Source organism: Pseudoxanthomonas sp. PXM02, assembly GCF_014851805.1.
Lineage (GTDB): Bacteria > Pseudomonadota > Gammaproteobacteria > Xanthomonadales > Xanthomonadaceae > Pseudoxanthomonas_A.
Genome location: NZ_JACVAK010000002.1, coordinates 1093829 through 1117739, shown reverse-complemented (window position 1 = coordinate 1117739; position 23911 = coordinate 1093829). Strand labels below are relative to the sequence as shown.

23 protein-coding genes and 1 tRNA gene are annotated in these 23911 nt (G+C 67.8%); 21 read left to right on the top strand and 3 right to left on the bottom strand.

Translation table 11 applies throughout. The features are described 5' to 3' along the window. The 7 genes from IB225_RS13900 (at position 1) to IB225_RS13870 (ending at position 9326) form a co-directional block, all read left to right on the top strand. Entirely contained in the window at positions 1 to 837 is an 837-nt protein-coding gene (locus IB225_RS13900; RefSeq protein ID WP_192311789.1) for a LytTR family DNA-binding domain-containing protein, read from the top strand. A 257-nt stretch (positions 838 to 1094) separates the two neighbouring features. Next, entirely contained in the window at positions 1095 to 4187 is a 3093-nt protein-coding gene (locus IB225_RS13895; protein WP_192311788.1) for an efflux RND transporter permease subunit, read from the top strand. Positions 4188 to 4207: 20 nt separating this feature from the next. Then, positions 4208 to 5308: an efflux RND transporter periplasmic adaptor subunit gene (locus tag IB225_RS13890; RefSeq protein ID WP_192311787.1), complete on the top strand. Its 1101-nt coding sequence runs from the start codon at positions 4208 to 4210 to the stop codon at positions 5306 to 5308. 76 nt (positions 5309 to 5384) lie between these two features. Continuing rightward, the gene (locus IB225_RS13885) at positions 5385 to 7259 is read left to right on the top strand and encodes an ABC transporter ATP-binding protein (protein WP_192311786.1); all 1875 of its coding nucleotides are present in this window, start codon (positions 5385 to 5387) and stop codon (positions 7257 to 7259) included. Positions 7260 to 7282: 23 nt separating this feature from the next. Continuing rightward, positions 7283 to 8494 (top strand): PQQ-dependent sugar dehydrogenase, encoded by a 1212-nt coding sequence (locus IB225_RS13880; RefSeq protein ID WP_192311785.1) that lies wholly within the window; start codon positions 7283 to 7285, stop codon positions 8492 to 8494. A gap of 8 nt (positions 8495 to 8502) precedes the next feature. Further along, on the top strand, positions 8503 to 8880 hold the full coding sequence (locus IB225_RS20400; protein WP_225583752.1) for a hypothetical protein: 378 nt from the start codon (positions 8503 to 8505) through the stop codon (positions 8878 to 8880). After that, positions 8877 to 9326, top strand: coding sequence for a PaaI family thioesterase (locus IB225_RS13870; protein WP_192311784.1), 450 nt, complete (start codon positions 8877 to 8879; stop codon positions 9324 to 9326). The genes IB225_RS20400 and IB225_RS13870 overlap by 4 nt, the downstream gene beginning before the upstream one ends. 768 nt (positions 9327 to 10094) lie before the next feature. On the opposite strand, the gene IB225_RS13865 is transcribed toward IB225_RS13870, so the two are convergent. Together IB225_RS13865 and IB225_RS13860 are read right to left on the bottom strand one after the other, a co-directional pair. Then, positions 10095 to 10892: an amidohydrolase gene (locus IB225_RS13865; RefSeq protein WP_192311911.1), complete on the bottom strand. Its 798-nt coding sequence runs from the start codon at positions 10890 to 10892 to the stop codon at positions 10095 to 10097. A 17-nt stretch (positions 10893 to 10909) separates the two neighbouring features. After that, the gene (locus IB225_RS13860) at positions 10910 to 12061 is read right to left on the bottom strand and encodes a pyridoxal phosphate-dependent aminotransferase (protein ID WP_192311783.1); all 1152 of its coding nucleotides are present in this window, start codon (positions 12059 to 12061) and stop codon (positions 10910 to 10912) included. 70 nt (positions 12062 to 12131) lie between these two features. Between IB225_RS13860 and IB225_RS13855 the strand changes: the two genes are divergently transcribed. From IB225_RS13855 to IB225_RS13790, 14 genes are all read left to right on the top strand, one after another. Further along, on the top strand, positions 12132 to 12638 hold the full coding sequence (locus IB225_RS13855; RefSeq protein ID WP_192311782.1) for a DUF3293 domain-containing protein: 507 nt from the start codon (positions 12132 to 12134) through the stop codon (positions 12636 to 12638). Positions 12639 to 12744: 106 nt separating this feature from the next. Next, positions 12745 to 13389, top strand: a complete 645-nt coding sequence (gene ccmA / locus IB225_RS13850; RefSeq protein ID WP_192311781.1) for a heme ABC exporter ATP-binding protein CcmA — start codon at positions 12745 to 12747, stop codon at positions 13387 to 13389. After that, positions 13386 to 14072 carry a heme exporter protein CcmB gene (gene ccmB / locus IB225_RS13845; RefSeq protein WP_192311780.1) on the top strand — a complete coding sequence of 229 codons (687 nt, stop codon included), beginning with the start codon at positions 13386 to 13388 and terminating at the stop codon, positions 14070 to 14072. The genes ccmA and ccmB overlap by 4 nt, the downstream gene beginning before the upstream one ends. A gap of 13 nt (positions 14073 to 14085) precedes the next feature. Then, the gene (gene ccmC / locus IB225_RS13840; RefSeq protein ID WP_192311779.1) at positions 14086 to 14844 is read left to right on the top strand and encodes a heme ABC transporter permease CcmC; all 759 of its coding nucleotides are present in this window, start codon (positions 14086 to 14088) and stop codon (positions 14842 to 14844) included. Beyond that, on the top strand, positions 14841 to 15008 hold the full coding sequence (gene ccmD / locus IB225_RS13835; protein ID WP_192311778.1) for a heme exporter protein CcmD: 168 nt from the start codon (positions 14841 to 14843) through the stop codon (positions 15006 to 15008). The genes ccmC and ccmD overlap by 4 nt, the downstream gene beginning before the upstream one ends. Positions 15009 to 15011: 3 nt before the next feature. Then, a complete protein-coding gene (gene ccmE / locus IB225_RS13830; RefSeq protein ID WP_192311777.1) occupies positions 15012 to 15473 on the top strand; it encodes a cytochrome c maturation protein CcmE in 462 nt (153 codons plus the stop codon). A gap of 102 nt (positions 15474 to 15575) precedes the next feature. Further along, a complete protein-coding gene (locus IB225_RS13825; RefSeq protein WP_192311776.1) occupies positions 15576 to 17516 on the top strand; it encodes a heme lyase CcmF/NrfE family subunit in 1941 nt (646 codons plus the stop codon). Further along, positions 17513 to 18109, top strand: coding sequence for a DsbE family thiol:disulfide interchange protein (locus IB225_RS13820; RefSeq protein ID WP_192311775.1), 597 nt, complete (start codon positions 17513 to 17515; stop codon positions 18107 to 18109). The genes IB225_RS13825 and IB225_RS13820 overlap by 4 nt, the downstream gene beginning before the upstream one ends. Positions 18110 to 18150: 41 nt before the next feature. Continuing rightward, positions 18151 to 18564, top strand: a complete 414-nt coding sequence (locus IB225_RS13815) for a cytochrome c-type biogenesis protein (RefSeq protein ID WP_225583874.1) — start codon at positions 18151 to 18153, stop codon at positions 18562 to 18564. Next, on the top strand, positions 18564 to 19580 hold the full coding sequence (locus tag IB225_RS13810; RefSeq protein WP_192311773.1) for a tetratricopeptide repeat protein: 1017 nt from the start codon (positions 18564 to 18566) through the stop codon (positions 19578 to 19580). The genes IB225_RS13815 and IB225_RS13810 overlap by 1 nt, the downstream gene beginning before the upstream one ends. A gap of 411 nt (positions 19581 to 19991) precedes the next feature. Continuing rightward, positions 19992 to 20804, top strand: a complete 813-nt coding sequence (locus IB225_RS13805; RefSeq protein WP_192311772.1) for an endonuclease/exonuclease/phosphatase family protein — start codon at positions 19992 to 19994, stop codon at positions 20802 to 20804. A gap of 27 nt (positions 20805 to 20831) precedes the next feature. Further along, on the top strand, positions 20832 to 21959 hold the full coding sequence (locus IB225_RS13800) for a homoserine O-acetyltransferase (protein WP_192311771.1): 1128 nt from the start codon (positions 20832 to 20834) through the stop codon (positions 21957 to 21959). A gap of 238 nt (positions 21960 to 22197) precedes the next feature. Beyond that, complete coding sequence (locus IB225_RS13795) at positions 22198 to 22785, top strand: cysteine dioxygenase family protein (protein WP_192311770.1); 588 nt, start codon at positions 22198 to 22200, stop codon at positions 22783 to 22785. A gap of 61 nt (positions 22786 to 22846) precedes the next feature. Then, positions 22847 to 22932, top strand: a tRNA-Leu gene (locus tag IB225_RS13790). Between the two features lie 251 nt (positions 22933 to 23183). On the opposite strand, the gene IB225_RS13785 is transcribed toward IB225_RS13790, so the two are convergent. Further along, positions 23184 to 23843, bottom strand: coding sequence for a class I SAM-dependent methyltransferase (locus IB225_RS13785; protein WP_192311769.1), 660 nt, complete (start codon positions 23841 to 23843; stop codon positions 23184 to 23186). Positions 23844 to 23911 lie beyond the last annotated feature (68 nt).

Below are 23911 nucleotides of genomic sequence, written 5' to 3'. Positions count from 1 at the left end.
ATGGACGCCAGCGCTTCCGCACCCTTGCGCGCCATCATCGTCGACGACGAACCGCTGGCCCGCCGCGGGCTGGAAATCCGGCTCGCCGCCTATCCTGACGTCGAGATCGTCGGCCACTACGGCGACGGCGAATCGGCCATCGCCGGCCTGCGCGAGCACCGGCCGGACCTGATGTTCCTCGACGTGCAGATGCCGGGCATGGATGGTTTCCAGACCCTGCGCACGATTCCCGCGAGCGAAATGCCGCTGGTGGTCTTCGTGACCGCTTACGACCACTACGCCATCCGCGCCTTCGAGGCGTCGGCGACCGACTACCTGCTGAAACCGGTGGAAGAGTCCCGGCTCGCACAGGCGCTGGTGCGCGTACGCCAGGCGCGCGCGCAGCGCGAGGCCAGCGGCCACTGCGCCCACCTGCTCGGTCTGCTGGGCGAACTGAGCGGCCGCCCGCCCCTCGATCTCGATGAAGCGCTCAAGCCCGATGCACTGGACCTGCTGCGGCGCGAGGAAAAGCTCGCCGTACGCGATGGGGGCCGCACCGTGCGCGTGGACCTGCACAGCATCCGCTGGATCGACGCCGCCGGCGACTACATGTGCATCCATACCGATGGCGACGCACCGAACGGCAACACGCTGATCCTGCGCGCCACCATGCGCGAGCTGGAGAAGCAGCTGGATCCCCAGCGCTTCCCGCGCATCCACCGCTCCACCATCGTCAACGCGCGCCGTGTGATCGAAATGCGTCCGCATACCAACGGCGAGAGCTTCCTTCGTCTGGATTGCGGCCAGGAACTGAAGCTGTCGCGGAGCCATCGGGACAAGCTGGCGATGCTGCTTTAACACACGCCAGCATTCCGCCCTGTGGGAGCGACGTAAGTCGCGAACCCGGGACACAGCATCGCCAGACAGCGATCGCGACTTACGTCGCTCCCACAACAGCACTGCTTGCCCGGTGTAACGCGAATTCTCAGCCCTCGGTTCGTCTTACCGCGTTCTCCGCTCGCCGCAATCCCTTGCAACGCATGACTTCCGGCTCATAAGCGCAAGAAAACATGCGCGCATCGTGCGCACCGCCGACCACCACGCGGACCCGCACGATGAAACTCACCGACGCTTCCCTGCGCAATCCGGCCGCTGTCGCGGTCGTCGTCGCGATGGTCTGCGCGTTCGGCCTGATGAGCCTGACGAAGCTGCCGCTGCAGCTGTTCCCTGACATCGAACGTCCGCAGATGTCGATCCAGACGTCGTGGCGCGCGGCCTCGCCGCAGGAGATGGAATCGGAAATCGTCGAACCCATCGAAGCCGTCATGCAGGGACTTCCAGGCCTTGAGGAGATGGCATCCAACGTCAACGCCGGCAACAGCTTCATCAACCTGACCTTCGCGGTCGGCAGCGACATGGACGCGATGCTGGTGGAAGTGCTGTCGCGGATGAACCGCCTGCAGCCGCTGCCACGCGACGCCACGCCACCCGTCGTGCAGGCCGGCGCGGACAATGCCAACAACTCGTTGACGTACTTCTTCGTGCAGAAGCTGCCCGGCGCCTCGGGCGACATCCTCGACTACCGGCAACTGATCGAGGATCGCATCGTGCCGCGACTGACCTCGGTCGATGGCGTGGCCGGCGTGGAGATCAATGGTGGCGCCGAAGACGAGCTGACCATCACGCTGGATCTGGAGCGCGCGGCCGCGCTGGGCATCCAGGTGCCCGACGTCGCCGCGGTCGCCGCACGCGCTACCGACGTGTCCGGTGGCGTGGTCGAAGCCGGTCGTCGCGAGTACGTGCTGCGTTTCGCCGGCCGCTATTCGCCTGAGGCGATGGGCGACCTGATCCTGGCCTGGCGCGATGGGCGCCCGGTGCGCCTGGGCGATGTCGCCGCGGTGGAAGTGAAGCGTCCGGAACAGCGCTTCTTCGCCTACCAGAACGGCAATCCCGCCATTGGCTTGCGCATCCTGCGCGAAAGCGGTGCCAACGTGCTGGATACGCTGGACGAAGTGAAGCGCGTGGTCGCCGACGTGCGCGAGCAGGAGCTCAAGCCGCTCGGGCTGGACATCGCGCAGAGCTTTGATGCTTCGGTGTTCATCAACCGCGCGCTCGGCCTGCTGTCCGGCAGCCTGACCGCCGGCGTACTGCTTGCCATCGGCTGCCTGTGGTGGTTCCTGCGCGACGTGCGTGCCACCGCGCTGATCGCCTGCGCGATTCCCATCTCGCTGCTGGCGACTTTCATCGTGCTGCAGCTGACCGGACGCAGCCTCAACGTGATCTCGCTGGCTGGACTCGCGTTCGCCGTGGGCATGGTGATGGACGCCGCCGTCGTGGTGGCCGAGAACATCGTGCGCCTGCGCGAGGAAGGCATGCCGGCGGGACGGGCCGCGCTGGAAGGTACGCGCCAGGTCGGCGGTGCGCTGGTCGCTTCCACGTTGACCACGGTCGCCGTCTTCCTGCCGGTGATCTTCATGGACGACGTGGAAGGCCAGCTGTTCGCCGACCTCGCGCTGACCATCTCGATCGCCGTGGGCATCTCGCTGCTGGTCGCGGTCACCGTACTGCCGGCCGCCGCCGGCACATGGTTGCGCACGCGGCCGGGCGATGCCGCGCAGCACCGCGCCTGGTCGCGCATCAGCGACTGGGCGCTGCACGTCACCGCGGGCCGCAGGCGCCAGTGGGCGTGGGTCGGCGGTCTCGTGCTGGCGCCGGCGCTGCTGGCGGCATTGCTGATGCCGCAGATCGATTACCTGCCACCGGTAAAGCGCGCGGCGGTGGATGCGTTCTTCAACTTCCCACCCGGCATGAGTCCCGAACGCGTCAACCGCGAGATCGCCCCCGTCATCCTGGAGCGCATGCGCCCCTACATGGATGGCGCGAAAGGTCCGCAGCTGAGCAACTGGTATCTCAACCTGTGGCCCGGTGGCGGATCGCTGGGCGCACGCGTGGTCGATCCGGACGACATCGGCGAACTGGAGCGCATCGTCCGCGACGAGATCGTCGTCGGGTTTCCGGATACGCGCGCCTTCGCCAGCGAGGGCGAGCTGTTCGGAAGTTTCGGCGGGTCGGCACGCGCCATCGCCATCCACCTGCAGCACGGCGACGGTGACGCACTGACCCGTGCGGCGGAAGCCGGGCGCAAGCTGTTGTCCGACCGGTTCGCTGGCGCCAACGTGCAGGCTTGGCCGAATGCCGATGCCGGCACACCGGAACTTCGCGTCAATCCGGACGACCGCCGCCTGGCCGAAGTCGGCTGGCGCCGCCCGGAACTCGGTACCGTGGTGCGCGCACTCGGCGACGGCCAATGGCTGGGCGAGTACTTCGACGGCGACCGCCGCCTGGCCATCATCCTGCGCAGCAACCGCGGCGACGATGTCGAACGCCTCGGCGCTGCGCCGCTGGCGACGCCGCAGGGCGGCGTGCTGAGCCTGGCCGATCTGGCGCAGGTGGATACCGTGCTCGCGCCGAACCAGCTGCGCCGCATCGACCGTCGCCGCACGGTGACGCTCACGGTCGATCCGCCTGCCGCCATGTCGCTGGAAGAGGCGCTGGACATCGTCAACGGCGAGATCGTGCCGTCGCTGCGCGATGCGCTGCCGCCCGACGCCGCGATCCGCATCTCCGGCAGCGCCGACCGGTTGGGCGAAGTGGTGCGCAGCATGGGCACGAACTTCGCGCTCGCGCTGGTCGTGCTGTTCATGCTGATGGCGGCGATGTTCAAGTCGCTGCGCGACAGCGCCTTCGTCATGGCGACCCTGCCGATGGCGGTGCTGGGTGGGGTCGCGGGCCTGCGCGTACTGGATCTCGCGGCCGGGCAGACGCTGGACCTGCTGTCGATGATCGGCTTCATCATGCTGTTGGGCATGGTGATCAACAACGCGATCCTGCTGGTCGCGCAGGCCCGTGAAGCGCAGGCCGCCGGTGCGTCACTGGACGGCGCGCTGAAGCAGGCGCTCGACCAGCGCCTGCGACCCATCCTGATCGCCGCGCTCACCGGCGTCCTCGGTGCGCTGCCGATGGCCATCAATCCCGGTCCGGGCGCGGTGATCTATCGCGGACTCGCCGCGGTGTCCGTCGGCGGCGTCGCCCTGAGCCTGCTGTTCACGGTCGTGCTGGTGCCGGCGCTGCTGCGCCTGGCGGGCGAACGCACGCCGCGTTCCGCCCCCGATACCGCTTCCGTCGTCCCATCCCCGCTCGCTTCCTGACCCCTGCTCCGGAGAACCCCATGCGTACCTTGCCCAAACTGCTGATCGCTTCCGCGCTGGCCGGCGTCCTCACCCTCCCCCTGGTGAAACGGGACGCCGATGCCAGCGCACCCACCGGGAAGGTCGATGCGCCACCCGCCATCGTCAGCGTTGCGCCCGCCGTCCGCACCGCGTTCGCGCCGCGCCACTGGTCGCCGGGCAGCGTCATCAGCCGGCGCGACGCGCGCGTGGCCGGCGAACAGGATGGTCGCGTCGTCGAGGTGGCGGAGGTCGGGCAGCGCGTGCGTCGGGGCCAGGCTCTGGCGGTGCTCGACGACACCGCGCTACGCCTGCGCGAGCAGGAAGGTCAGGCCGACCTGGCGCGTATCCAGGCGCAACTGGCACTCGCCAACCGGCAGGAACAGCGCTACGCGCAGTTGGCAGCGGAGCAGAACATCGCCCGCGCGCAGTACGAGCAGTTGCGTGCCGACCGCGACGTGCTGGTACAGGACCGTGCGCGCGTGCTGGCGCAACTGGCGCAGACCCGTCACCAGCGCACGCAGATGGTGATCCGCGCCCCGTTCGACGGCATCGTCGCCGAGCGGCTGACGCAGATTGGCGAGTATCTGGTCATCGGCGGTTCGGTCGCACGCCTGGTGGACACGGGCGCGCAGGAAGTGCGCGTTCGCGCGCCCGTCGATCTGGCCCGGCACCTGGGTTCCGGCACCGAGGTGCGCGTGCGCAACGCCGGCCAGGAGCGCACTTATCCGGTCAGCGCGCTGGTTCCGGTAGGCGACGAAGCCTCACGGCAACTGGAGCTGCGCATCGCCGTGCAAGGCCTGGACATTCCGGTCGGCACCGCGGTGGACGTGGGCCTGCCCAGCGCCGAGACGCGCACCGTGGTGGCCGTTCCGCGCGATGCGGTGATCCTGCGCCGCGAAGGCGACTTCGTCATGCGCGTGGACGCGGCCGGCAAGGCCGAGCGCGTGCCGGTCAAGACCGGTGCCGAAGTGGAAGGACTGGTCGAAGTCAGCGGCAGCGTCAGCGCCGGCGACCGCCTGATCGTGCGTGGCGGCGAACGCGTCGAAGCCGGCCAGCCGCTCGACATCCAGCCGCTGGGTCCCGCCATTGCAATGCGATGACAGTCAGAGGTGAAGGCAGGCACCACGCGCCCTTGCCTTCACTGACGGCAACGCCGTGAACGGGCACAATCCCGCCATGTCGTCGCCCTCCCCGCACGCCGCGCCCGCACGCAATCCCACGCCCAACCTGCGCGAGCGCTTCGATGCGATGCGCAACCTCGGGCCGTTCCTGCGCCAGATCTGGCAGACCAGCCGCGTCCTGACGCTGGCAAGCCTCGGGCTGCGGCTGATACGGGCGTTCGTTCCCGTGGTGACGCTGTACATCGCCAAGCTGATCATCGACGAAGCCATCCGCCTGGTCGGGCTGGGCCTCGATTTCGGTTCGCTGGGCGAGGCGTGGCGCAGCGGACAGCTCGACACGCTGGCGACGCTGCTGGCGCTGGAGTTCGCACTCGCCATCGGTTCCGACCTGCTCGGCCGGCTGATCAGCTATGCCGATGCGCTGCTGTCGGAACTGTTCACCAATGCGACCAGCGTGCGGCTGATGGAGCACGCCGCCACGTTGGACCTGGAGGACTTCGAAGACCCCGACCTGCAGGACAAGCTCGATCGCGCGCGCCGCCAGACGATGGGGCGCATGAACCTGATGAGCCAGCTGTTCGGCCAGGTGCAGGACGCGATCACCGTCGTCGCGTTCGCGGCCGGCCTGCTGGTGTATGCGCCCTGGCTGATCGCACTGCTGGCACTGGCGCTGATCCCCGCTTTCGTCGGCGAAGCGCATTTCAACGCGCTGGGCTACTCGCTGAACTTCCAGTGGACACCCGAGCGTCGGCAGCTGGAATACCTGCGCCAGATGGGCGCCAGCGTGGAAACGGCCAAGGAGGTGAAGATCTTCAACCTCCACCGGTTCCTGATCGAGCGCTATCGCGGACTGGCGGAGAAATTCTTCCTCGCCAACCGTGCGCTGGCTCGCCGACGTGCCCTGTGGGGCACGGTGCTCGCGGCGCTGGGCACGCTGGGCTACTACGTCGCGTACGGCTATATCGCCTGGCGCACGGTGCGCGGTGATTTCACCATCGGCGACCTTACGTTCCTCGCGGGCAGTTTCCTGCGCCTGCGCCAATTGCTGGAAGGACTGCTGATCGGCTTCTCGCAGGTCGCCGGCCAGGCGCTGTACCTGGACGACCTGTTCTCGTTCTTCGAGATCGAGCCGGAGATCACCTCACCCGCCGACGCCGTACCGATCCCGCGACCGATCACACAGGGTTTCGTGTTCGAGAACGTCGGCTTCCGCTATCCCGATGCCGAACGCTGGGCGGTGCGCCATCTCGATTTCCAGTTGCATGCCGGCGAAGTGCTGGCGCTGGTCGGCGAGAACGGGGCCGGCAAGACCACGCTGGTGAAGCTGCTCGCGCGGCTCTACGATCCGGACGAAGGCCGTATCCTGCTGGACGGACGCGATCTGCGTGACTACGACATCGACGACCTGCGCGCCAACATCGGCGTGATCTTCCAGGATTTCGTGCGCTACCACTTGACGGCCGGCGAGAACATCGGCGTGGGCCGCATCGATGCCATGAACGACGACGCGCGTATCCGCGATGCGGCGGCGCGCGCGATGGCCGACGAAGTGATCGCCGGCCTGCCGCGCGGTTACGACCAGTTGGTGGGCCGCCGCTTCAAGAACAGCGTCGACCTGTCGGGTGGCCAATGGCAGAAGATCGCCATCGCGCGCGCCTACATGCGCGATGCGCAGGTGATGATCCTGGATGAACCGACCGCCGCACTCGATGCGCGCTCCGAGTTCGAGGTCTTCCAACGCTTCAAGGAATTGTCGGACAATCGGACCGCGGTGCTGATCTCGCACCGTTTCTCCAGCGTCCGCATGGCCGATCGCATCCTGGTCCTCGACCAGGGCCGCCTGGAGGCCAGCGGCACGCACGAACAACTCATGGCCGCCGGCGGCCGCTACGCCGAACTGTTCGAACTGCAGGCCGCCGGTTACCGCTGAACTTCCCCCTCACAGGAGACACGATGTTGCGCCACGCCCCCCACCGACTCGCCACCGCCCTCCTCCTCGCACTGCCCCTGGCCGCCTGCAATTCCTCCGCCAATGGCGACGCCGCGAAGCCCGCGGCACCGGCTGCAGCCCCGGCTGCTCCCGTCGAACAGCCGGCGCAGACACTGGCCAGCGCGCAAGGCCAGATCCGCGTCACGCGCGTGGCCAGCGGCCTGGACCATCCGTGGAGCCTGGCGTTCCTGCCCGATGGCGCGATGCTGGTCACCGAACGCAGCGGCCAGTTGCGCCGCGTGGGTGCCGACGGCGCGGTGTCCGCACCGATCACCGGCGTGCCGAAGGTCTTCGCCCCCGGCCAGGGCGGCCTGCTGGATGTCGTGCTCGCACCGGACTACGCCAGCAGCCAGCGCATCTACCTGAGCTATGCCGAGCCCGGCGACAACGGCACCGCAGGTACGGCGGTTGCCTACGGCACGCTGTCGGGTGATGTGCTGACGGACGTCAAGGTGATCTACCGGCAGGAGCCGAAGCTCGAAGGCCCGAACCATTTCGGTTCGCGCATCGTGTTCGACGACGCAGGCCACGTCTTCATCAGCCAGGGCGAGCGCAACCAGCGCCCCACCGCACAGGAACTCGACAAGCTGCAGGGCAAGCTGGTGCGGTTGAACCTGGATGGCAGCGTGCCGCAGGACAATCCTTTCGTGGGCCGTGCCGATGCGCGCCCCGAGATCTACAGCTACGGCCACCGCAACATGCAGGGCATGGCGCGCGATCCGCGCACCGGCACGCTCTGGCAGAGCGAGCACGGCCCGCGCGGTGGCGACGAGATCAACCTGCCGGAAGCCGGCAAGAACTACGGCTGGCCCACCATCACCTATGGCATCAACTATTCCGGCCAGCCGATTCCCGAAGCCGAAGGCAAGGCGAAGGACGGCATGGAGCAGCCGTACCACCTGTGGGAGAAGTCACCCGGCGTGTCCGGCATGGCCTTCCTCGTCAACGCACCTGACAACTCGTGGAACAACAGCCTGTTCCTGGGCGCACTGGCCGAGCGCAACCTGATCCGCCTGACCCTGGACGGCAACAAGATCGTCGGCGAGGAGCGCCTGCTCAACGAGATCGGCGAGCGCGTGCGCGACGTCCGCGTCAGCGCGGATGGCAAGGTCTACGTCCTCACCGACGAAGACGACGGCAAGATCTGGCGCATCGAAGCGCCGCAGGCGCCATGAGGACGACGATGCGAAACATCCTGCTTGCCTTCGGCCTGTGCTGCGCCTCGCTGGCGCATGCGCAGTCGCCCGGCGACTACACGACGGCCAAGCAGCGCGCGGATGCCGACGAAGCCTCCCTGCCCGCTGCCGAGGCCGACGCCATGCGCGACGCGCAGGGCGTTGCGCTGGAGGCCGCCATTGCCGGCTGCGCGACGCCGACGGCCGACACCTCGCCGTTCGTGGTAGTGGCGGAACTGAATGCTGCCGGCAAGGTGGTCCGTACCTGGCGCGAAGGCAGCACCCCGCTGGCGATCTGCGTGCAGAAGCAGATCAACGGCAGCGCACTCGCTCCGCCGCCGCGGGCGCCGTTCTTCACCTCGTTCGAACTGAGCTTCACCCGATGAGCGACACCGCCACCGACATCAACGCCCTGCTGCGCGCCCGACTGCCTGCGGGCGTGCCCCTGCAGATCCCACCGCCCTGCCTGCTCGACATGCAGGGCGAACCGGTGGAGTACGTGGAAGGCCAGTCGCTGGCGATGCGCTTTCCGGTACTGTCGCGCTACCAGAATCCGATCGGGCACATGCAGGGCGGTTTCATCGTGGCGGCGCTGGACAATACGCTGGGGCCGTTCTCGTACCTGATCGCGCCACCCAGCGTCACCACGTCGCTCAACACGCAGTATCTGCGACCGGTGACGCCGGAGATGTCACACATCACCTGTCATGCGAAGTTGGTGGAGCGCACGCGCAACCAGTTGTTCCTCGCTGGCGAAGTACGCGACGACGCGGGACGCATGCTGGTGATGTGCCAGGCGGTGTGCCAGATCCTGCCGCAGAAGAGCGGCTGATGCTTTAGAGCCCCTCTCCCATCGGGAGAGGGGTTGGGGTGAGGGGCAACGGAGTCCGCATTCCTCGCGCCCTATCCTTGGAACCGCGTCCGCGATGCCATTGGTTTGATGGCCTTACGGTATGACTCTTCTTCTCTGCATAGATGGCGCCGCTCGCCGCGGAGGCATTCTTTCTTTGCTTGTGCAAAGAAAGAATCAAAGAAACACACCCCAGGCGGCACGCCCTCCGCTTCGCTCCGGGTCCGCGAGCAGGGCGGGAATTTCCGTAAGGCACATCCCTGTGCCATACGGAAACGCCGTCATCCATGACGGCGCCCTTCGGGTTTTACCCACCCTCCTCGCCGTGCCTCATGGGGACCCAAGAAGCCACGTCAAAAGCGTGCACACCGAATTTTTCCGTGTCGGCTTCCGGGGCCCCTGAGGTCCGGCAGTCACGGCGGGTAAACCCGCAGGGCGGCGCACAGGACGTGCGCCGTTTTCGGCCGGGGCAGGATGCCCCGTCCGAAAATTCCCGCTGGGACTGCGAACCCGCCGCGCAGCGGCGGGCGGACCGCCGGGGGGTGTTTCTTTTGCTTACTTTTCTTTGCACAAGCAAAGAAAAGTAAGGCCCCCGCGGCCAGCGGCACCCTGCCTGCGCTCAAGAGAGAGCATGCCGACAGGCCTTGGAGTTCAACGCGATGGCTTGGACGGACCAACGGCTCTCACGGGCAACGGACTTCGTCGCCCCTCACCCCAACCCCTCTCCCGCAGGGAGAGGGGTTCTACAGCTCAAAGCAATTCGAACCGATCCCCATCCAGCATCGCCGGAAACCGCTCCCGATGCGCCGCCAGCGCCTCCGCCGAGATCGTCGTCGTTACCACGCCCTCGCCCGCCGGCAACTCCACCACCGGCTGCCCGAGCATGTCGATCACTGCGCTGTCGCCGCTGTACTCATGCCCGTTGCCGTCCGTGCCCGCGCGATTCACCGCCGCCACGTAGCACAGGTTCTCGATCGCCCGCGCACGCAGCAACGTCTTCCACGGATACGCGCGCGGTGCAGGCCAGTTGGCGACGAAGATCTGCAGGTCGAAGTCCAGCTGTTCCGGACGCTCCACGTCGTAACGGTTGCGCGCGAACACCGGGAACCGCAGGTCGTAGCAGACCAGCGGATTGATCCGCCAGCCCTTCCATTCCACCGTCAGCCGGTCGCGACCGGCGGCATAGCGTTTGTGCTCGTTGGCGTAACGGAACAGATGGCGCTTGTCGTAGTGCTGCAATGCGCCGTCGGGCGTCGCGAACAGCAGGCGGTTGAACACGCCTTCCGCCGTACGCAACTGCACGCTGCCGGTGATCGCCGCATCGAGCGTCTTGGCCTGCTCGCGGATCCAACTGATCGTGGGACCGTCCATGCCTTCGGCCTGGTCGATCGCCTCGTTGCTGAAGCCGCTGGTGAAGGTCTCCGGCAGGATGACCAGATCGGTGGTGCCAGCCAGCGGTGCGATCAGGCCGCCGTAGTAGTCACGGTTTCCGGCCGGATCATGCCAGCGCGTCTCGCCCTGGACGAGGGAAATGCGCAGATCCTGCATCGGCACCGACTCGCTCATCACAGCTTCTTCAATCGTTCGATCGCCGCATCCAGCGTCGCTTCGTTCTTGGCGAAGCACAACCGCGCCAGTCGCTGTCCCGCCGGCGCAGCCTCGTAGAACGGCGACAGCGGAATCGCGGTGACGCCGTGCTCGATGGTCAGCCACTTCACGAACTCGGCATCCGGCAGGTCGCTGACCGCCGAATAGTCGACCAGTTGGAAGTAACCGCCCGGCACCGGCAGCGGCTTGAACTTCGTGCCCAGCAGCTGTTCGCGGAAGCGGTCGCGCTTCTCCTGGTAGAACGCGCCCAGTTGTTCGTAGTGCTCGGGTTCCTGCCGGATCATCGCGGCGAAGGCGTGCTGCGCCGGGGCGAACGTGCAGAACACGTTGTACTGGTGCACCTTGCGGAACTCCGCGCTCAGCGCGGGTGGGGCGATGGCGTAGCCTATCTTCCAGCCGGTGCAGTGGTAGGTCTTGCCGAAGCTGGACACTACAAAGGCACGTGCGGCCAGTTCGGGATAACGCAGGATGGATTCGTGGCGGCGACCGTCGAAGACGATGTGTTCGTACACCTCGTCCGAGATCAGGTAGATGCCGGTGCCTTCCAGCAGCGCGGACAGCGCGCGGATGTCAGCTTCGTCGAACATCGCACCCGAGGGGTTGTGCGGGCTGTTGACGATCAGCAGGCGCGTCCTCGGCGTGATCGCCGCGCGCACGCGGTCCCAGTCCACTGCGAAGGTCTGCGGGTCCAGCGGCACGTGCACGGCGCGTGCGCCGGCCAGGTCGATCGCGGGCTCGTAGCTGTCGTAGGCCGGGTCCAGCACGATGACCTCTTCGCCCGGGCGCACCACCGCGTGGATCGCGTTGAACAGCGCCTCGGTGGCGCCGCTGGTCACGGTGATCTCGGTGTCCGGGTTCACTTCCCGGCCATAGCAGCGCAGCACTTTCTCGGCGATGGCCTGGCGCAGCGGTGCCACGCCGGTCATCGGAGCGTACTGGTTGTGTCCGGCCCGCATGGCGGCATCCAGCTCATCCACCAGCCGCTGCGGCACCGCGAAGTCCGGGAACCCCTGTCCCAGGTTGACCGCACCGTGCTCGGCGGCCAGTTGCGACATCACGGTGAAGATGGTCGTGCCCACCTTGGGCAGCTTGGTCTGGAGCTGGGACATCCTGGTTCAGGTACTCGGACAGGGGGAGGACGGAGTGTACGCGCTGGCCGTTACGCGCGATGATGCGGCCATGGCTGAACACAGTGTTCCCGCCAACGGCAACGGAACGGGGGATGTGCCCGACGCGGAACGCGCGCGGCTGGCCATTGCCTGGGCCGCCGCGCATTACTTCGTCACCGTGGGCCGGCAGGAGTGGCTGTTCCGCACCGGCACGACCGCCGAGGATGTCGAGCGGCAGGTCATGGCCTCCCGCTATCTGTTCATCACGGCCTGGAATCCCCCGCCCGGCGACACGCCCCGCCACCTCAACGACGCCGCACAGGAGCGCCTGCACGCCCGCCTGCACACGCTCGAACTGGCCTTCCATCCTGCGTTGGGCTGCAACAACCAGGGCGGCATGGTCGAACACGGTTGCCTGGTGCTGGATGCCTCGCTGGACCAGGCCGACGCGCTGGCACGCGAATTCGGCCAGGGCGGCACCCTGTTCTGGGAATCCGAAGCCCCCGTGCGCCTGCGGATGATGTGGCCGCGCCCACCGCAGGCCGACGGCGATCCGCACACCGATTGGGTCGGCTGAACGGCCGCGACGGTATGTCGCAGGCGGCCGGACGCACGCCTCCGTTTAGAATGGGCGGCTGAGCCCTCTGGACACCCCAGCCTCCCTCACGGGAACGCCCGATCCGATGACCGACGCTGCTCCCCACCACCCGCCGTTGCTGGCCGCCCGCGGCCTGGCGTTCTCGCGCAACGACGAACCGGTGTTCGGGCCGCTCGCGTTCGCCGTGGATGCCGGCGAGGCGCTGCTGGTACAGGGTGGGAACGGGGTCGGCAAGACCACGCTGCTGAGGGTGCTGGCCGGACTGCTGCGCGCCGATGCCGGCGAGATCGACATCGACGGCCAGCCGGCAGGTCCCTCGCGCCGGGCGCATGCCATGGCCTATCTGGGCCACCTGCCGGCGCTGAAGGCCGACCTGAGCACGCTGGAGAACCTCAACTTCCTCTGTGGTCTGCACGGTCGCCGCGCGCGCCAGATGCCGGGCAACGCACTGGCGATGGTCGGCCTGGCCGGCTACGAGGACGCCCTCGCCCGCCAGCTGTCCGCCGGGCAGAAGAAGCGACTGTCGCTCGCCCGCCTGTGGCTGTCGCCGTCGCCGCTGTGGCTGCTGGACGAGCCCTACGCCAACCTCGACCTGGACGGCATCAATCTGGTGAACCGGATGATCCACGCGCACCTGCGCGATGGCGGTGCCGCGCTGGTGACCACCCACGGTGCTTACGCCGCGCCGCCGGTGCAGACCCGCATGCTGGTGATGGAGCGTCCGGCATGAACACCGCGCCTTCCCTGTTCCAGACCGCGCGTGCCCTGGTCGTACGCGACGTGCAGTTGTTGTGGCGCCGTCGTGGCGACGCGCTGCAGCCTGCGCTGTTCGCGCTGCTGGTGGTGGTGCTGTTCGCCCTCGGCCTGGGCACCGCGCCGCTGGTGCTGTCGAAGGTCGCGCCCGCGGTGATCTGGGTCGCGGTGCTGCTCGCCGGACTGCTGTCGCTGGACACGCTGTTCCGGGGCGATGCCGAAGACGGCTCGCTCGAACAATGGATTCTCGCGCCGGTTCCGCTGGCGTGGCTGGTGCTGGTCCGCGTGCTGACGCACTGGGCCACCACCGCACTGCCCATGGTGCTGGCGGCACCGCTGCTCGGCGAGATGCTGCACCTGCCGCGCAGCGAGTTGCCGATGCTGCTGGCCACGCTCGCGCTGGGCACGCCATTGCTGAGCCTGCTGGGCGCGGTGGTTGCTGCGCTGACAGTGGGCATGAGGCGCTCTGGTATCCTTGTTGCGCTGCTGGCGCTGCCGCTGTACGTGCCCGTGCTGGTGTTCGGCGCCGGTGCCGTCGCCGCCAGCGCACAAGGGCTGGATGCCTCCGGCGCCCTCCTCTGGCTGGCCGCCGGCCTGCTGCTCTCGCTGCTGCTGGCGCCGCTGGCAGCCGCCGCGGCGATCCGCATCGCCCTGACCTGAAGACCGCCGCCGCATGAATCCTCTCGTCCGCTGGTTCCACCAACTCGGTTCGCCCCCGTACTTCGACCGCTTCGCGGCGCGCTGGACGCCGTGGTGCTACCTGGCGGCGATCGTGTTGCTCGGCGTGGGCCTGTGGCAGGCACTGTTTGTGGTCCCGGCCGATTACCAGCAGGGCGACAGCTTCCGCATCCTCTACATCCACGTGCCCAGCGCGTGGATGAGCATGTTCGTGTTCGGCCTGATGGCCTTCTACGCCGCCATCGCGCTGGTCTGGCGCATCAAGCTGTGCGAGATCCTGGCCATGGCCTGCGCGCCGACCGGTGCCGCCTTCACCCTCATCACGCTCGCCACCGGCAGCATCTGGGGCAAGCCGATGTGGGGCACGTGGTGGGACTGGGATCCGCGCCTGACCACCGAACTGATCCTGCTGTTCCTCTACCTCGGCGTGATGGGCCTGTACGGCGCCATCGACGACCGCCGCAGCGCCGCGCGTGCGGCCAGCCTGCTGGCCATCGTCGGTGTGGCGATCCTGCCGGTGATCCGCTACTCGGTGGTGTGGTGGAACTCGCTGCACCAGGGCCAGACCATCCGCGTGTTCGGCGAATCCAGCATTGACGACAGCATGATCCTGCCGCTGGTGCTGATGGTGATCGCAACGAAGTTCTGGTTCGCCGGTTCGCTGCTGGCGCGTGCTCGCGCCGACAACCTGCGCCGCGAGGCCGGCAAGGACTGGGTGGCGAAACTGGCCGCCGCGAAGGAGGCCACGCCGTGAGCTACCTCGAATACGTCATCGGCGCCTACGCCGTGTTCGCCGTGGTGCTGGGCTGGGACTTCCTGGCGCCGCGCCTGCAGATACGCCGCGAACTTCGCGCCGTCCGCCAACGCGTGGCGCGCGATGCGCGCCGCAGTGCCGCCCCCGCCGACCTGGAACGCTGACCGATGAATCCCGTTCGACGCCGTCGCCTGCTGTTCGTACTGCTCGCCGTCGTGGTGGCGGGCATCGCCACCGCGCTGATCGCGATGGCCCTGCAGCGCAACGTGGCCTACCTATACACCCCGGCGGAAGTACTGCGCGGCGAAGCGGGCGAATCCCGCTTCCGCCTCGGTGGCATGGTGGAGAAAGGCTCGTTCAAGCGCGAACCCGGTTCGCTGGTCTCGCAGTTCGGCGTGACCGACGGCGATGCGCAGCTGACCGTGCGCTACGACAAGATCCTGCCCGATCTGTTCCGCGAAGGGCAGGCCGTGGTCGCGACGGGTTCGATGCAGGACGGCGTGTTCGTCGCCACCGATGTGCTGGCCAAGCACGACGAGGCCTACATGCCGAAGGAAGTCGCCGACAAGATGGGCAAGGCGCACCAGAAGCACGACGTCCAGGCCACGCCGGCGGAGTCGGCGTATTGATCGTCGCGCCTGTCCCGCGCGTGCGCCCGACCACCGGCGACGCTGCCCGCCCGATCCGTGTTTTCACCCACTCCCGTTCCGGGACGAGGCAATGGATTCCTGATGCTCCCTGAAATCGGACAAATCGCGCTGATCCTCGCGCTGCTGGTCGCGGTCCTGCAGGCGGTGCTGCCGCTGGCCGGCGCACAGCGCAACAAGGCCGCGTGGATGGACGTGGCACGCCCGGCGGCGTACGCGCAGCTGTGGCTGGTGATGCTGGCCTTTATCGCGCTGACGGTGGCGTTCGTGACGCAGGATTTCTCGGTCAAGTACGTGGCCGACAACTCCAACTCGCTGCTGCCCATGGTCTACCGCTACACCGCGGTGTGGGGCTCGCACGAAGGCTCGCTGCTGCTGTGGGCGCTGGTGCTCGCGTTGTGGACCGGCGCCGTGGCGCTGTTCTCGCGGGGCCTGCCCGACGTGGTGATGGCACGCGTGCTGGGCGTGATGGGCATCGTGGCCATCGGCTTCCTCGCCTTCCTGATCTTCACCTCCAATCCCTTTGTCCGCCTGTTGCCGTCGCCCGGCGAAGGTCGCGACCTCAACCCGCTACTGCAGGACCCGGGGATGATCATCCATCCGCCGCTGCTGTACGTCGGCTACGTGGGCTTCGTGGTCCCGTTCGCGTTCGCCATCGCCGCCCTGCTCGATGGCCACGTGGATGCGCGCTGGCTGCGCTGGACACGGCCGTGGACGAACGTGGCTTGGGGCTTCCTGACGCTGGGCATCGCGCTGGGCAGCTGGTGGGCGTACTACGAACTCGGCTGGGGCGGCTGGTGGTTCTGGGATCCGGTCGAGAACGCCAGCTTCATGCCGTGGCTGGTCGGCGCGGCGCTGATCCATTCGCAGGCGGTCACCGAGAAGCGCGGTGCGTTCCGTGGCTGGACCCTGCTGCTCGCGATCGCCGCGTTCTCGCTGTCGCTGCTCGGCACCTTCCTGGTCCGCTCCGGCGTGATCACCAGCGTGCATGCCTTTGCCGCCGACCCCACCCGCGGCGTCTTCATCCTGATCTTCCTCGGCCTCGTGATCGGCAGCTCGCTGCTGCTGTATGCGCTGCGCGCGCCTCAGCTGGCCGATGGCGAATCGGAGAAGTCGTACTTCGCCGCCAGCTCGCGCGAGACGCTACTGCTGGCCAACAACCTGCTGCTGACCGCCGCCTGCGCGATGGTGCTGCTGGGCACGCTGTATCCGTTGATCGCCGACGCGCTGGACCTCGGCAAGATCTCCGTGGGCCCCCCCTACTTCAGCCTGCTCTTCATCGTGCTGATGGCGCCACTGGTGGCGCTGGTGCCGTTCGGGCCGATCACCAAGTGGCAGCGCGACAACCTGGCCAAGCCGTTCGCGATGCTGCTGCCGTGGGCCGGTCTGTCGCTCGTGCTCGCCGTCATCGCGTACTTCATGGCGCCGCAGGGCAAGCTGAAGGTCGCCGCCGGCATCCTCGGTGCGGCCTGGGTCGGCCTGGGCACGCTGCGCTTCCTCTGGCAGCGCCTGCGCGCCAACGGACGCTTCACGCCCGAAATGCTCGGCATGACGCTGGCGCACACCGGCGTCGCCGTGTTCCTGGTCGGCGCACTGCTGGTCGAAGGCTTGAACGTGCAGCGCGAACTGGCGGTGAAACCCGGCCAGACTGTCGAAGTCGGCCGCTGGGGCTTCCACTTCCAGGGCGTCGATGAAACCCAGGGTCCCAACTACCTGTCCGACCGCGGCCATGTGCAGATCCTGCGCGACGGCAAGCCGGTGACGCTGCTGCACCCGGAGAAGCGTGCCTATGCCAGTGGCGGCCAGGTGATGACCGAAGCCGGTATCAAACCGGGCTTGCTGGGCGATGTGTTCGTCGCCATCGGCGAGCCGCTCGGCAACGGGGCCTGGGCGCTGCGCGTGCACATCAAACCCTTCATCCGCTGGATCTGGCTCGGCGCTGCGCTGATGGCGCTGGGCGGCTTCGTCACCGCCGCCGACCGCCGGTTCCGGAACCACAAGAAATCCGAGGCGCGTCCCGCATGAACAACGCTTCCGAACTCCCGCCTTCGCCGCCGCGCTCGCGCGGTGCGCTGACGTTCGCGCTGGTCATCATCGGCCTGTTCTTCGTCGGCCTGATGGGCCTGCTGTATTACGGCGTGTCGCAGTCCGACCGCGCCGGGCGCGACGCGCTGCCGTCGCCGCTGATCGGCAAGCCGGCACCGGCCTTCGATCTGCCGCTGCTGCACGACCCGGCCAAGCGCGTCACCAACGCCGACCTCGCCGGCCAGCCCTACGTGATGAATGTCTGGGGCAGCTGGTGCCCCGAGTGCCGCGTCGAGCACCCCATCCTGACGCAGTTCGCGCTGACCAAGCGCGTGCGCTTCATCGGCTACAACCTCAAGGACGAACGCGAGGACGCGCTGCGCTGGCTGGAGCAGTTCGGCAATCCGTACATGATGGTCGTCGCCGACCTGGAAGGCCGTACCGCGATCGACTGGGGCATCTACGGCGCGCCGGAAACCTTCCTCGTCGACGGCAAGGGCATCATCCGCTGGAAGCATGTCGGCGCCATCGACCAGGCCATCATCGACCACCAGCTGATTCCGGCGCTGGAAAAGATCGAAGCCGCGCCATGACCCTTCGCCTGCCCGCGTTGCTGCGCGCTTTGCTGCTGACGATGCTGGTCGCCACCGCCGCGCCCGTGTTCGCGCAGGCCAGCGATCCCACCCCGCTGCAGTTCCGCGATGACGCCGAGGAAGTCCGCTTCCACAAGCTCACTGCCGAACTGCGCTGCGTGATGTGCCAGAACCAGTCGCTGGCCGACTCCAACGCCCAGATCGCGCACGACCTGCGTCGCGAGGTGCTGGACCTGATGCGCCAGGGCAAGGACGACGCACAGGTGAAGCGCTTCCTGGTCGACCGTTACGGCGAGTTCGTGCTGTACAAGCCCGACGTCGCGCCCGGCACCTACATCCTCTGGTTCGGCCCGCTGTTCCTGCTGCTCGCCGGCGGCGTGTGGGTCGGCCTGATCGTGGCCAAGCGCGCGAAGCAGCCGGCGCCCGCCACCGACGACACCGACCAGGAGTGGTGATGACCGCTTTCGTGATCCTCGCCATCGTGCTGTCGCTGGCCGTGCTGCTGGCGGTGCTGTGGCCGCTCCGGCGCGATGCGCGCACGCTGGTGCTGGCCGGCGTGGCGACGCTGGGCATCGCCACGTTCGCGCTGTACCGCGTGGTCGGCACCCCGGCCGCGCTGGAGCCGCAGGCGACCACGCCCATGCCGGCCACGCTGGACGAGGCGGTGGCGCAGCTGGAAGCCGAGCTGAAGAAGCAGCCGAACGAACCGGAAGGCTGGCGCCTACTCGGCAAGTCCTACGCCGCCCTGCAGCGCTACGACGACGCACAGAAGGCGTTCGAGCGCGCGGTGCAGTTGCTGCCCACCGACGCCGACCTGCTGGTCGAAGCAGCGCAGGCACGGCTGTTCAACAACGCCGAGCGCAAGCTGGATACGCAGGCCATCGCGCTGCTGGACAAGGCCATCGCGATCAATCCCGATCACCAGCGTGCGCTGTGGTTCGTCGGCCTGGCGCAGCGCCAGGAAGGCAAGCACGCGGAAGCGGCGAAGACGTGGGAGCCGCTGCTCGCCAAGGTCGATCCGAACACCGCCGCCACCCTGCGCACGCAGATCAACGAGGCCCGCGCCGACGCCGGCCTGCCGCCCCTGGCCGACACCGCGCCCACGTCGGCCGCGGACGCCCCGCCAGCCCTGCTGACGGTGACGGTGGACCTGGCGCCCGCGCTGAAGGACAAGCTGGCGCCCGACGACACGCTGTTCGTGTTCGCCCGCCAGATGGACGGCCCGCCGATGCCGGTCGCCGCCAAGCGCCTGCCGGTGTCCGCGTTCCCGGTGACCGTGCCGCTGGGCGACGGCGACAGCCCGATGCCCACGCTGAAGCTCTCGCAACTCCCGCAGGTGCAACTGGTCGCCCGCATCGCCAAGGGCAACGGCCCCACCGCGCAATCCGGCGACCTGGAAGCCGAAGCCGTCACCGCCGACGTCAAGGCCGGCAACACCTACACGCTGACCATCGATCGCGTGGTGCCGTAAGGCGCAGTGTGTCGATCCCTTCTCCCCGCCTGCGGGGAGAAGGTGCCCGGGGGCGGATGAGGGGCGCTCTTCGCGCGAGCCCTTCGCCCCCCTCTAGACGCACGTTGACGCTGATCGCAACGTCAGTATCTCTACTCCGTTCGCCCCTCACCCGCCCTCCGGGCACCCTCTCGCCGCTTCGCAGGGCGAGGGATGTCGATCACGCATCGCGGGTAGCGCCACATGCGCGGCGCCTGCATGGCGTGGCGTCGTCTCTTAAACTTCAGCGATGATCCAATCCCCGCCTGCCGCATGAGCCTCGCACGCAACCTGTCCCGGCTCGCTCCGTGGATCGCCGTGCCCGCCCTGCTCGGCTTGCTGCTGCCCCTGCAACGCGCGTGAATGCCCGGTCAGGGGTCCCTCGGCTGGGCATTGGACCTGTTCGCTCACTGGCAGCCGCTCTACGTTCTGGCGTGGTTGATTGCCTGCGGGATCGGGGCGCTGCGCGACAGGCGCTGGCTGCTTTGCCTGCCGCTGCTGGCATTGCCGTGGTTCACCGCCAGCCCCAAGGCGCCACGCTCGGAAGGACCACCGGATCTCGTGATGGCGGTGGCCAACGTCAACATCCGCCAACGCGACCCTGCCGCGCTCCTCGCTTGGCTGCAACACCAACCTGCCGACATCGTCGTGCTGACCGAACTGTCCCCCGACTATGCGGACCCATTGGCACGACGGAGCTACGGCGGATTCGCGCATCGCGCGCTGCATCCGCTCGTATCGCCTCCGGGCCTGGGTATCCTGTCGGACCGACCCCTGCACGACGTGCGGCTGGTGGAGGATCGTCTCGGCGCGTTGCGGATGGAGGCCGGCCTGGACATCGACGGACATCGCGTCCGCTTCGTCGCCGCACACCCCAAGCCGCCGATGGCCACGCGCAAGTACCGCGCACGCGACAAGCTGATGCGCGAACTGGCGGTATCGGCCACGAATGAGCCGATGATCGTGGCCGGCGATCTCAATGCCACCCCCTGGTCCAGCGCCTTGCTGGGTGCGGACATGCGCGCCCTGCGCCGCACCACCGGCGGGGCGCCGACGTACCCTAGCGAGGGGGCGGGCGTGTTCGGCATCGGCATCGATCACGTCCTGGTCTCGTCCGGCTTCGCGCAAACCGGCGCGGAACGTGGTCCCGATATCGGCTCCGACCACCTGCCCGTCCGCGTCGGACTGCGCTGGCAGGGCGAATAGCGTCCCCCGGATCGCTACACTTGTCCGATGACCGAATTCATCCCCCCCGGCACCCGCTTCCATCCCCTGCCCTCGCCGTTCCGCATGAAACGCGGCGGCGCGCTGCATGGCGCGCGGATGGCGTACGAGACCTGGGGCACGCTCAACGAACGCCGCGACAACGCCGTGCTGATCGTCACCGGCCTGTCGCCGGACGCGCATGCCGCACGCAATGCCGGCAACGAAGCCGAAGGCTGGTGGGAGGCGATGCTCGGTCCGGGCAAGCCGATCGACACCGACCGCTGGTTCGTGATCTGCGTGAATTCGCTGGGCAGCTGCAAAGGGTCGACCGGTCCTGCCTCGATCAATCCGGATACCGGCGCGCTGTACCGCCTCGACTTCCCCGAGCTGTCGGTGGAAGACGGCGCCAAGGCGGCGTTCGACGTGGTGCGCGGGCTCGGCGTCGAACAACTGGCCTGCATCATCGGCAACTCGATGGGCGGCATGACGGCGCTGGCCTACCTGTTGCTGCATCCCGGTGCCGCGCGCACGCACATCAACATCTCCGGCAGCGCGCAGGCGTTGCCGTTCTCCATCGCGATCCGTTCGCTGCAGCGCGAGGCGATCCGGCTGGATCCCAACTGGAACCACGGCCAGTACGACGACGAGACGTATCCGGAATCCGGCATGCGCATGGCCCGCAAGCTGGGCGTGATCACCTACCGCTCGGCGCTTGAATGGGATGGCCGCTTCGGCCGCGTGCGGCTGGAATCGGATCGTCCGGATGAGGAACCGTTCGGCCTGGAATTCCAGGTGGAAAGCTATCTGGAAGGCCATGCACGCCGCTTCGTGCGCCGCTTCGACCCCAACTGCTATCTCTATCTCAGCCGGTCGATGGACTGGTTCGATCTGGCCGACTATGCCGGTGAAGAGCGGGCGGACGGCGACGTGGTGAAGGGGCTGGCGAAGATCCGCGTGCAGCGGGCGCTGGCCATCGGCGCCACCACCGATATCCTGTTCCCGCTGCAGCAACAGCAGCAGATCGCCGAGGGCCTGGCGGCCGGCGGGGCGCAGGCGGAGTTCCTGCCGCTGGAGTCGCCGCAGGGCCATGACGCCTTCCTGGTGGATTTCGAGCGGTTCGGGCCGGCGGTGGCGGAGTTCCTGGGCGGGATCTGACCGCTGTTGCTCCCTTCTCCCCGCCAGGCGGGGAGAAGGTGCCCGGAGGACGGATGAGGGGCGAGCGCGGTATCTGCCGCTGCAAACGACGCGTTCCCACTCCGTTCGCCCCTCACCCGCCTTCGGCACCCTCTCCCCGCGCGCGGGGAGAGGGGAAAAGCCGACCATTCCGCAGCGCACGACACCCTCCTCGGCCCAGCCGGCTAAAATGGCCCCACATTCTTCTGCGGGCCGTGCCATGACCCTCGATTTCCCCGGCGCCGACAAGCTGATCGCCTCGCTGGACGCCGCCGTCACCCTGGGCGACGACCGCGCCGTCACCGATGCGCTGCGCAAGTCGCTGTGCGAACTGATCTGCGACGAAGAGGTCAGCCTGCCGTCCTGCGTGCTGGAGCCCATCTCCGACCACTACGCGCGGCGCGAGCTGTACACCAGCCCGGAGCACGGCTACAGCGTCATCGCGATGACCTGGGGCCCGGGCCAGGGCACCAAGATCCACGACCATTCGGGCATGTGGTGCGTGGAGGGCGTGTGGCGCGGCCGGCTGGAGATCACCCAGTACGAACTGGCCGAGCACGATGACGTGCGTTACCGCTTCGTTCCCGCCGGCACCATCGAGGCCGGCACGGGATCGGCAGGCAGCCTGATTCCGCCGCACGAGTACCACACCATTCGCAATCCCAGCGACAAGGCGATCGCGGTCAGCCTGCACGTCTACCAGCGCACGATGGTCCGCTGCGGGATCTTCACGCCGGAGGAAGAGGCTGGCAAGGACGGCTGGCAGCGTCGCGGCGAGCGCCTGCTGGGCACCGACCAGGTCAACTGAAGCGCTTCGGGACCGTGCCCCTGTCGGTGGGGGGCCGGGCTCAGCTATACTCCGCCTCCGCGCCGAAGTGGCGGAATGGTAGACGCAGCGGACTCAAAATCCGCCGCCCTTAAAAGCGTGTGGGTTCGAGTCCCACCTTCGGCACCAGTGACTTAGGCCCGTTTTCGGGCCTTCGTCGTTTCCGGGCTATGCATTTTTTGCGCAGTCGCCGTCGATGCGTGCCGTGGGCAGGACAGTGCCGCACCTGGTCAAGCTATCCCGCGATGCGCTGTCGGACGACCATCCCCGGCACGGGCTCGACAAGCCAGGATGAAGTGCTCCCGGTCCTACAGCAGGCTGCACGGAGCAAACCGGCCCGAGCCCCAGATCAGCACGCCGTCATTACGCATCCGGCCAGGTCAGGGGGTGAGTCGCTGCAGAAGCGCCACGCGCTTCTCGCCCTTTCCGTCCTTGTCCATCTGCACGACGACACTGTCGGCAAGACGCCAGCCGCAGCGCTCGACAAGGGCGGTGACTTCGGGGAGATAGAACCTCGATCCCATGCGTTCGGACGGAGCAGGCGCCACTGCGGGCGGCTGGGTGTCGAGCCGATTGTTGAGGCGCACGACCGCGATACCACGGCAGACGCGCGCGAACTCGCGCAGGCAAGCTTCGACGTCTGCCCAAGGGATGATCGACTCAAGGAAACGGATCGACACAACGGCATCGAACACTCCATCCTCAAATGGCAGGCTCAGCGCGTCGCCCACCCGGATATCCATATGGTCGATCGCAGGACCGAACTCCTCGCGTGCGACCGAGAGCATGTCAGCCGAAATATCGATCCCGGCGACCTGCAAGCCACGCTCGAGATAGACGGGGGCGAAACGACCAGTGCCGAACGGGACGTCCAGGACGCGAGCGCCGGGCGACAGCGAAGAAAGATAGTCGCGAACCGCCCGGTCTTCAGCAGCCCACACCGGCTTGTCGACGCGCTCTGCCAGGTACTCCCGGGCGACATTTCCCAAGTATCGGTCCCCGGCCGGTTCCACGGCAGTCCAAGGTAGATCCTTCTTCATGACGACCTCTCGCACAGGAGGCCCGATTCTACCCGCCACGCGATGCGCTGGATCGACTCATCCGGGGT

Bases quoted from the DNA above. Each gene is read 5' to 3' on its own strand.
- IB225_RS13900 (WP_192311789.1), top strand. From the start codon at position 1: ATGGACGCCAGCGCTTCCGCACCCTTGCGCGCCATCATCGTCGACGAC.
- IB225_RS13895 (WP_192311788.1), top strand. From the start codon at position 1,095: ATGAAACTCACCGACGCTTCCCTGCGCAATCCGGCCGCTGTCGCGGTC.
- IB225_RS13890 (WP_192311787.1), top strand. From the start codon at position 4,208: ATGCGTACCTTGCCCAAACTGCTGATCGCTTCCGCGCTGGCCGGCGTC.
- IB225_RS13885 (WP_192311786.1), top strand. From the start codon at position 5,385: ATGTCGTCGCCCTCCCCGCACGCCGCGCCCGCACGCAATCCCACGCCC.
- IB225_RS13880 (WP_192311785.1), top strand. From the start codon at position 7,283: ATGTTGCGCCACGCCCCCCACCGACTCGCCACCGCCCTCCTCCTCGCA.
- IB225_RS20400 (WP_225583752.1), top strand. From the start codon at position 8,503: ATGCGAAACATCCTGCTTGCCTTCGGCCTGTGCTGCGCCTCGCTGGCG.
- IB225_RS13870 (WP_192311784.1), top strand. From the start codon at position 8,877: ATGAGCGACACCGCCACCGACATCAACGCCCTGCTGCGCGCCCGACTG.
- IB225_RS13865 (WP_192311911.1), bottom strand. From the start codon at position 10,892: ATGCAGGATCTGCGCATTTCCCTCGTCCAGGGCGAGACGCGCTGGCAT.
- IB225_RS13860 (WP_192311783.1), bottom strand. From the start codon at position 12,061: ATGTCCCAGCTCCAGACCAAGCTGCCCAAGGTGGGCACGACCATCTTC.
- IB225_RS13855 (WP_192311782.1), top strand. From the start codon at position 12,132: ATGGCTGAACACAGTGTTCCCGCCAACGGCAACGGAACGGGGGATGTG.
- ccmA (WP_192311781.1), top strand. From the start codon at position 12,745: ATGACCGACGCTGCTCCCCACCACCCGCCGTTGCTGGCCGCCCGCGGC.
- ccmB (WP_192311780.1), top strand. From the start codon at position 13,386: ATGAACACCGCGCCTTCCCTGTTCCAGACCGCGCGTGCCCTGGTCGTA.
- ccmC (WP_192311779.1), top strand. From the start codon at position 14,086: ATGAATCCTCTCGTCCGCTGGTTCCACCAACTCGGTTCGCCCCCGTAC.
- ccmE (WP_192311777.1), top strand. From the start codon at position 15,012: ATGAATCCCGTTCGACGCCGTCGCCTGCTGTTCGTACTGCTCGCCGTC.
- IB225_RS13825 (WP_192311776.1), top strand. From the start codon at position 15,576: ATGCTCCCTGAAATCGGACAAATCGCGCTGATCCTCGCGCTGCTGGTC.
- IB225_RS13820 (WP_192311775.1), top strand. From the start codon at position 17,513: ATGAACAACGCTTCCGAACTCCCGCCTTCGCCGCCGCGCTCGCGCGGT.
- IB225_RS13815 (WP_225583874.1), top strand. From the start codon at position 18,151: ATGCTGGTCGCCACCGCCGCGCCCGTGTTCGCGCAGGCCAGCGATCCC.
- IB225_RS13810 (WP_192311773.1), top strand. From the start codon at position 18,564: ATGACCGCTTTCGTGATCCTCGCCATCGTGCTGTCGCTGGCCGTGCTG.
- IB225_RS13800 (WP_192311771.1), top strand. From the start codon at position 20,832: ATGACCGAATTCATCCCCCCCGGCACCCGCTTCCATCCCCTGCCCTCG.
- IB225_RS13795 (WP_192311770.1), top strand. From the start codon at position 22,198: ATGACCCTCGATTTCCCCGGCGCCGACAAGCTGATCGCCTCGCTGGAC.
- IB225_RS13785 (WP_192311769.1), bottom strand. From the start codon at position 23,843: ATGAAGAAGGATCTACCTTGGACTGCCGTGGAACCGGCCGGGGACCGA.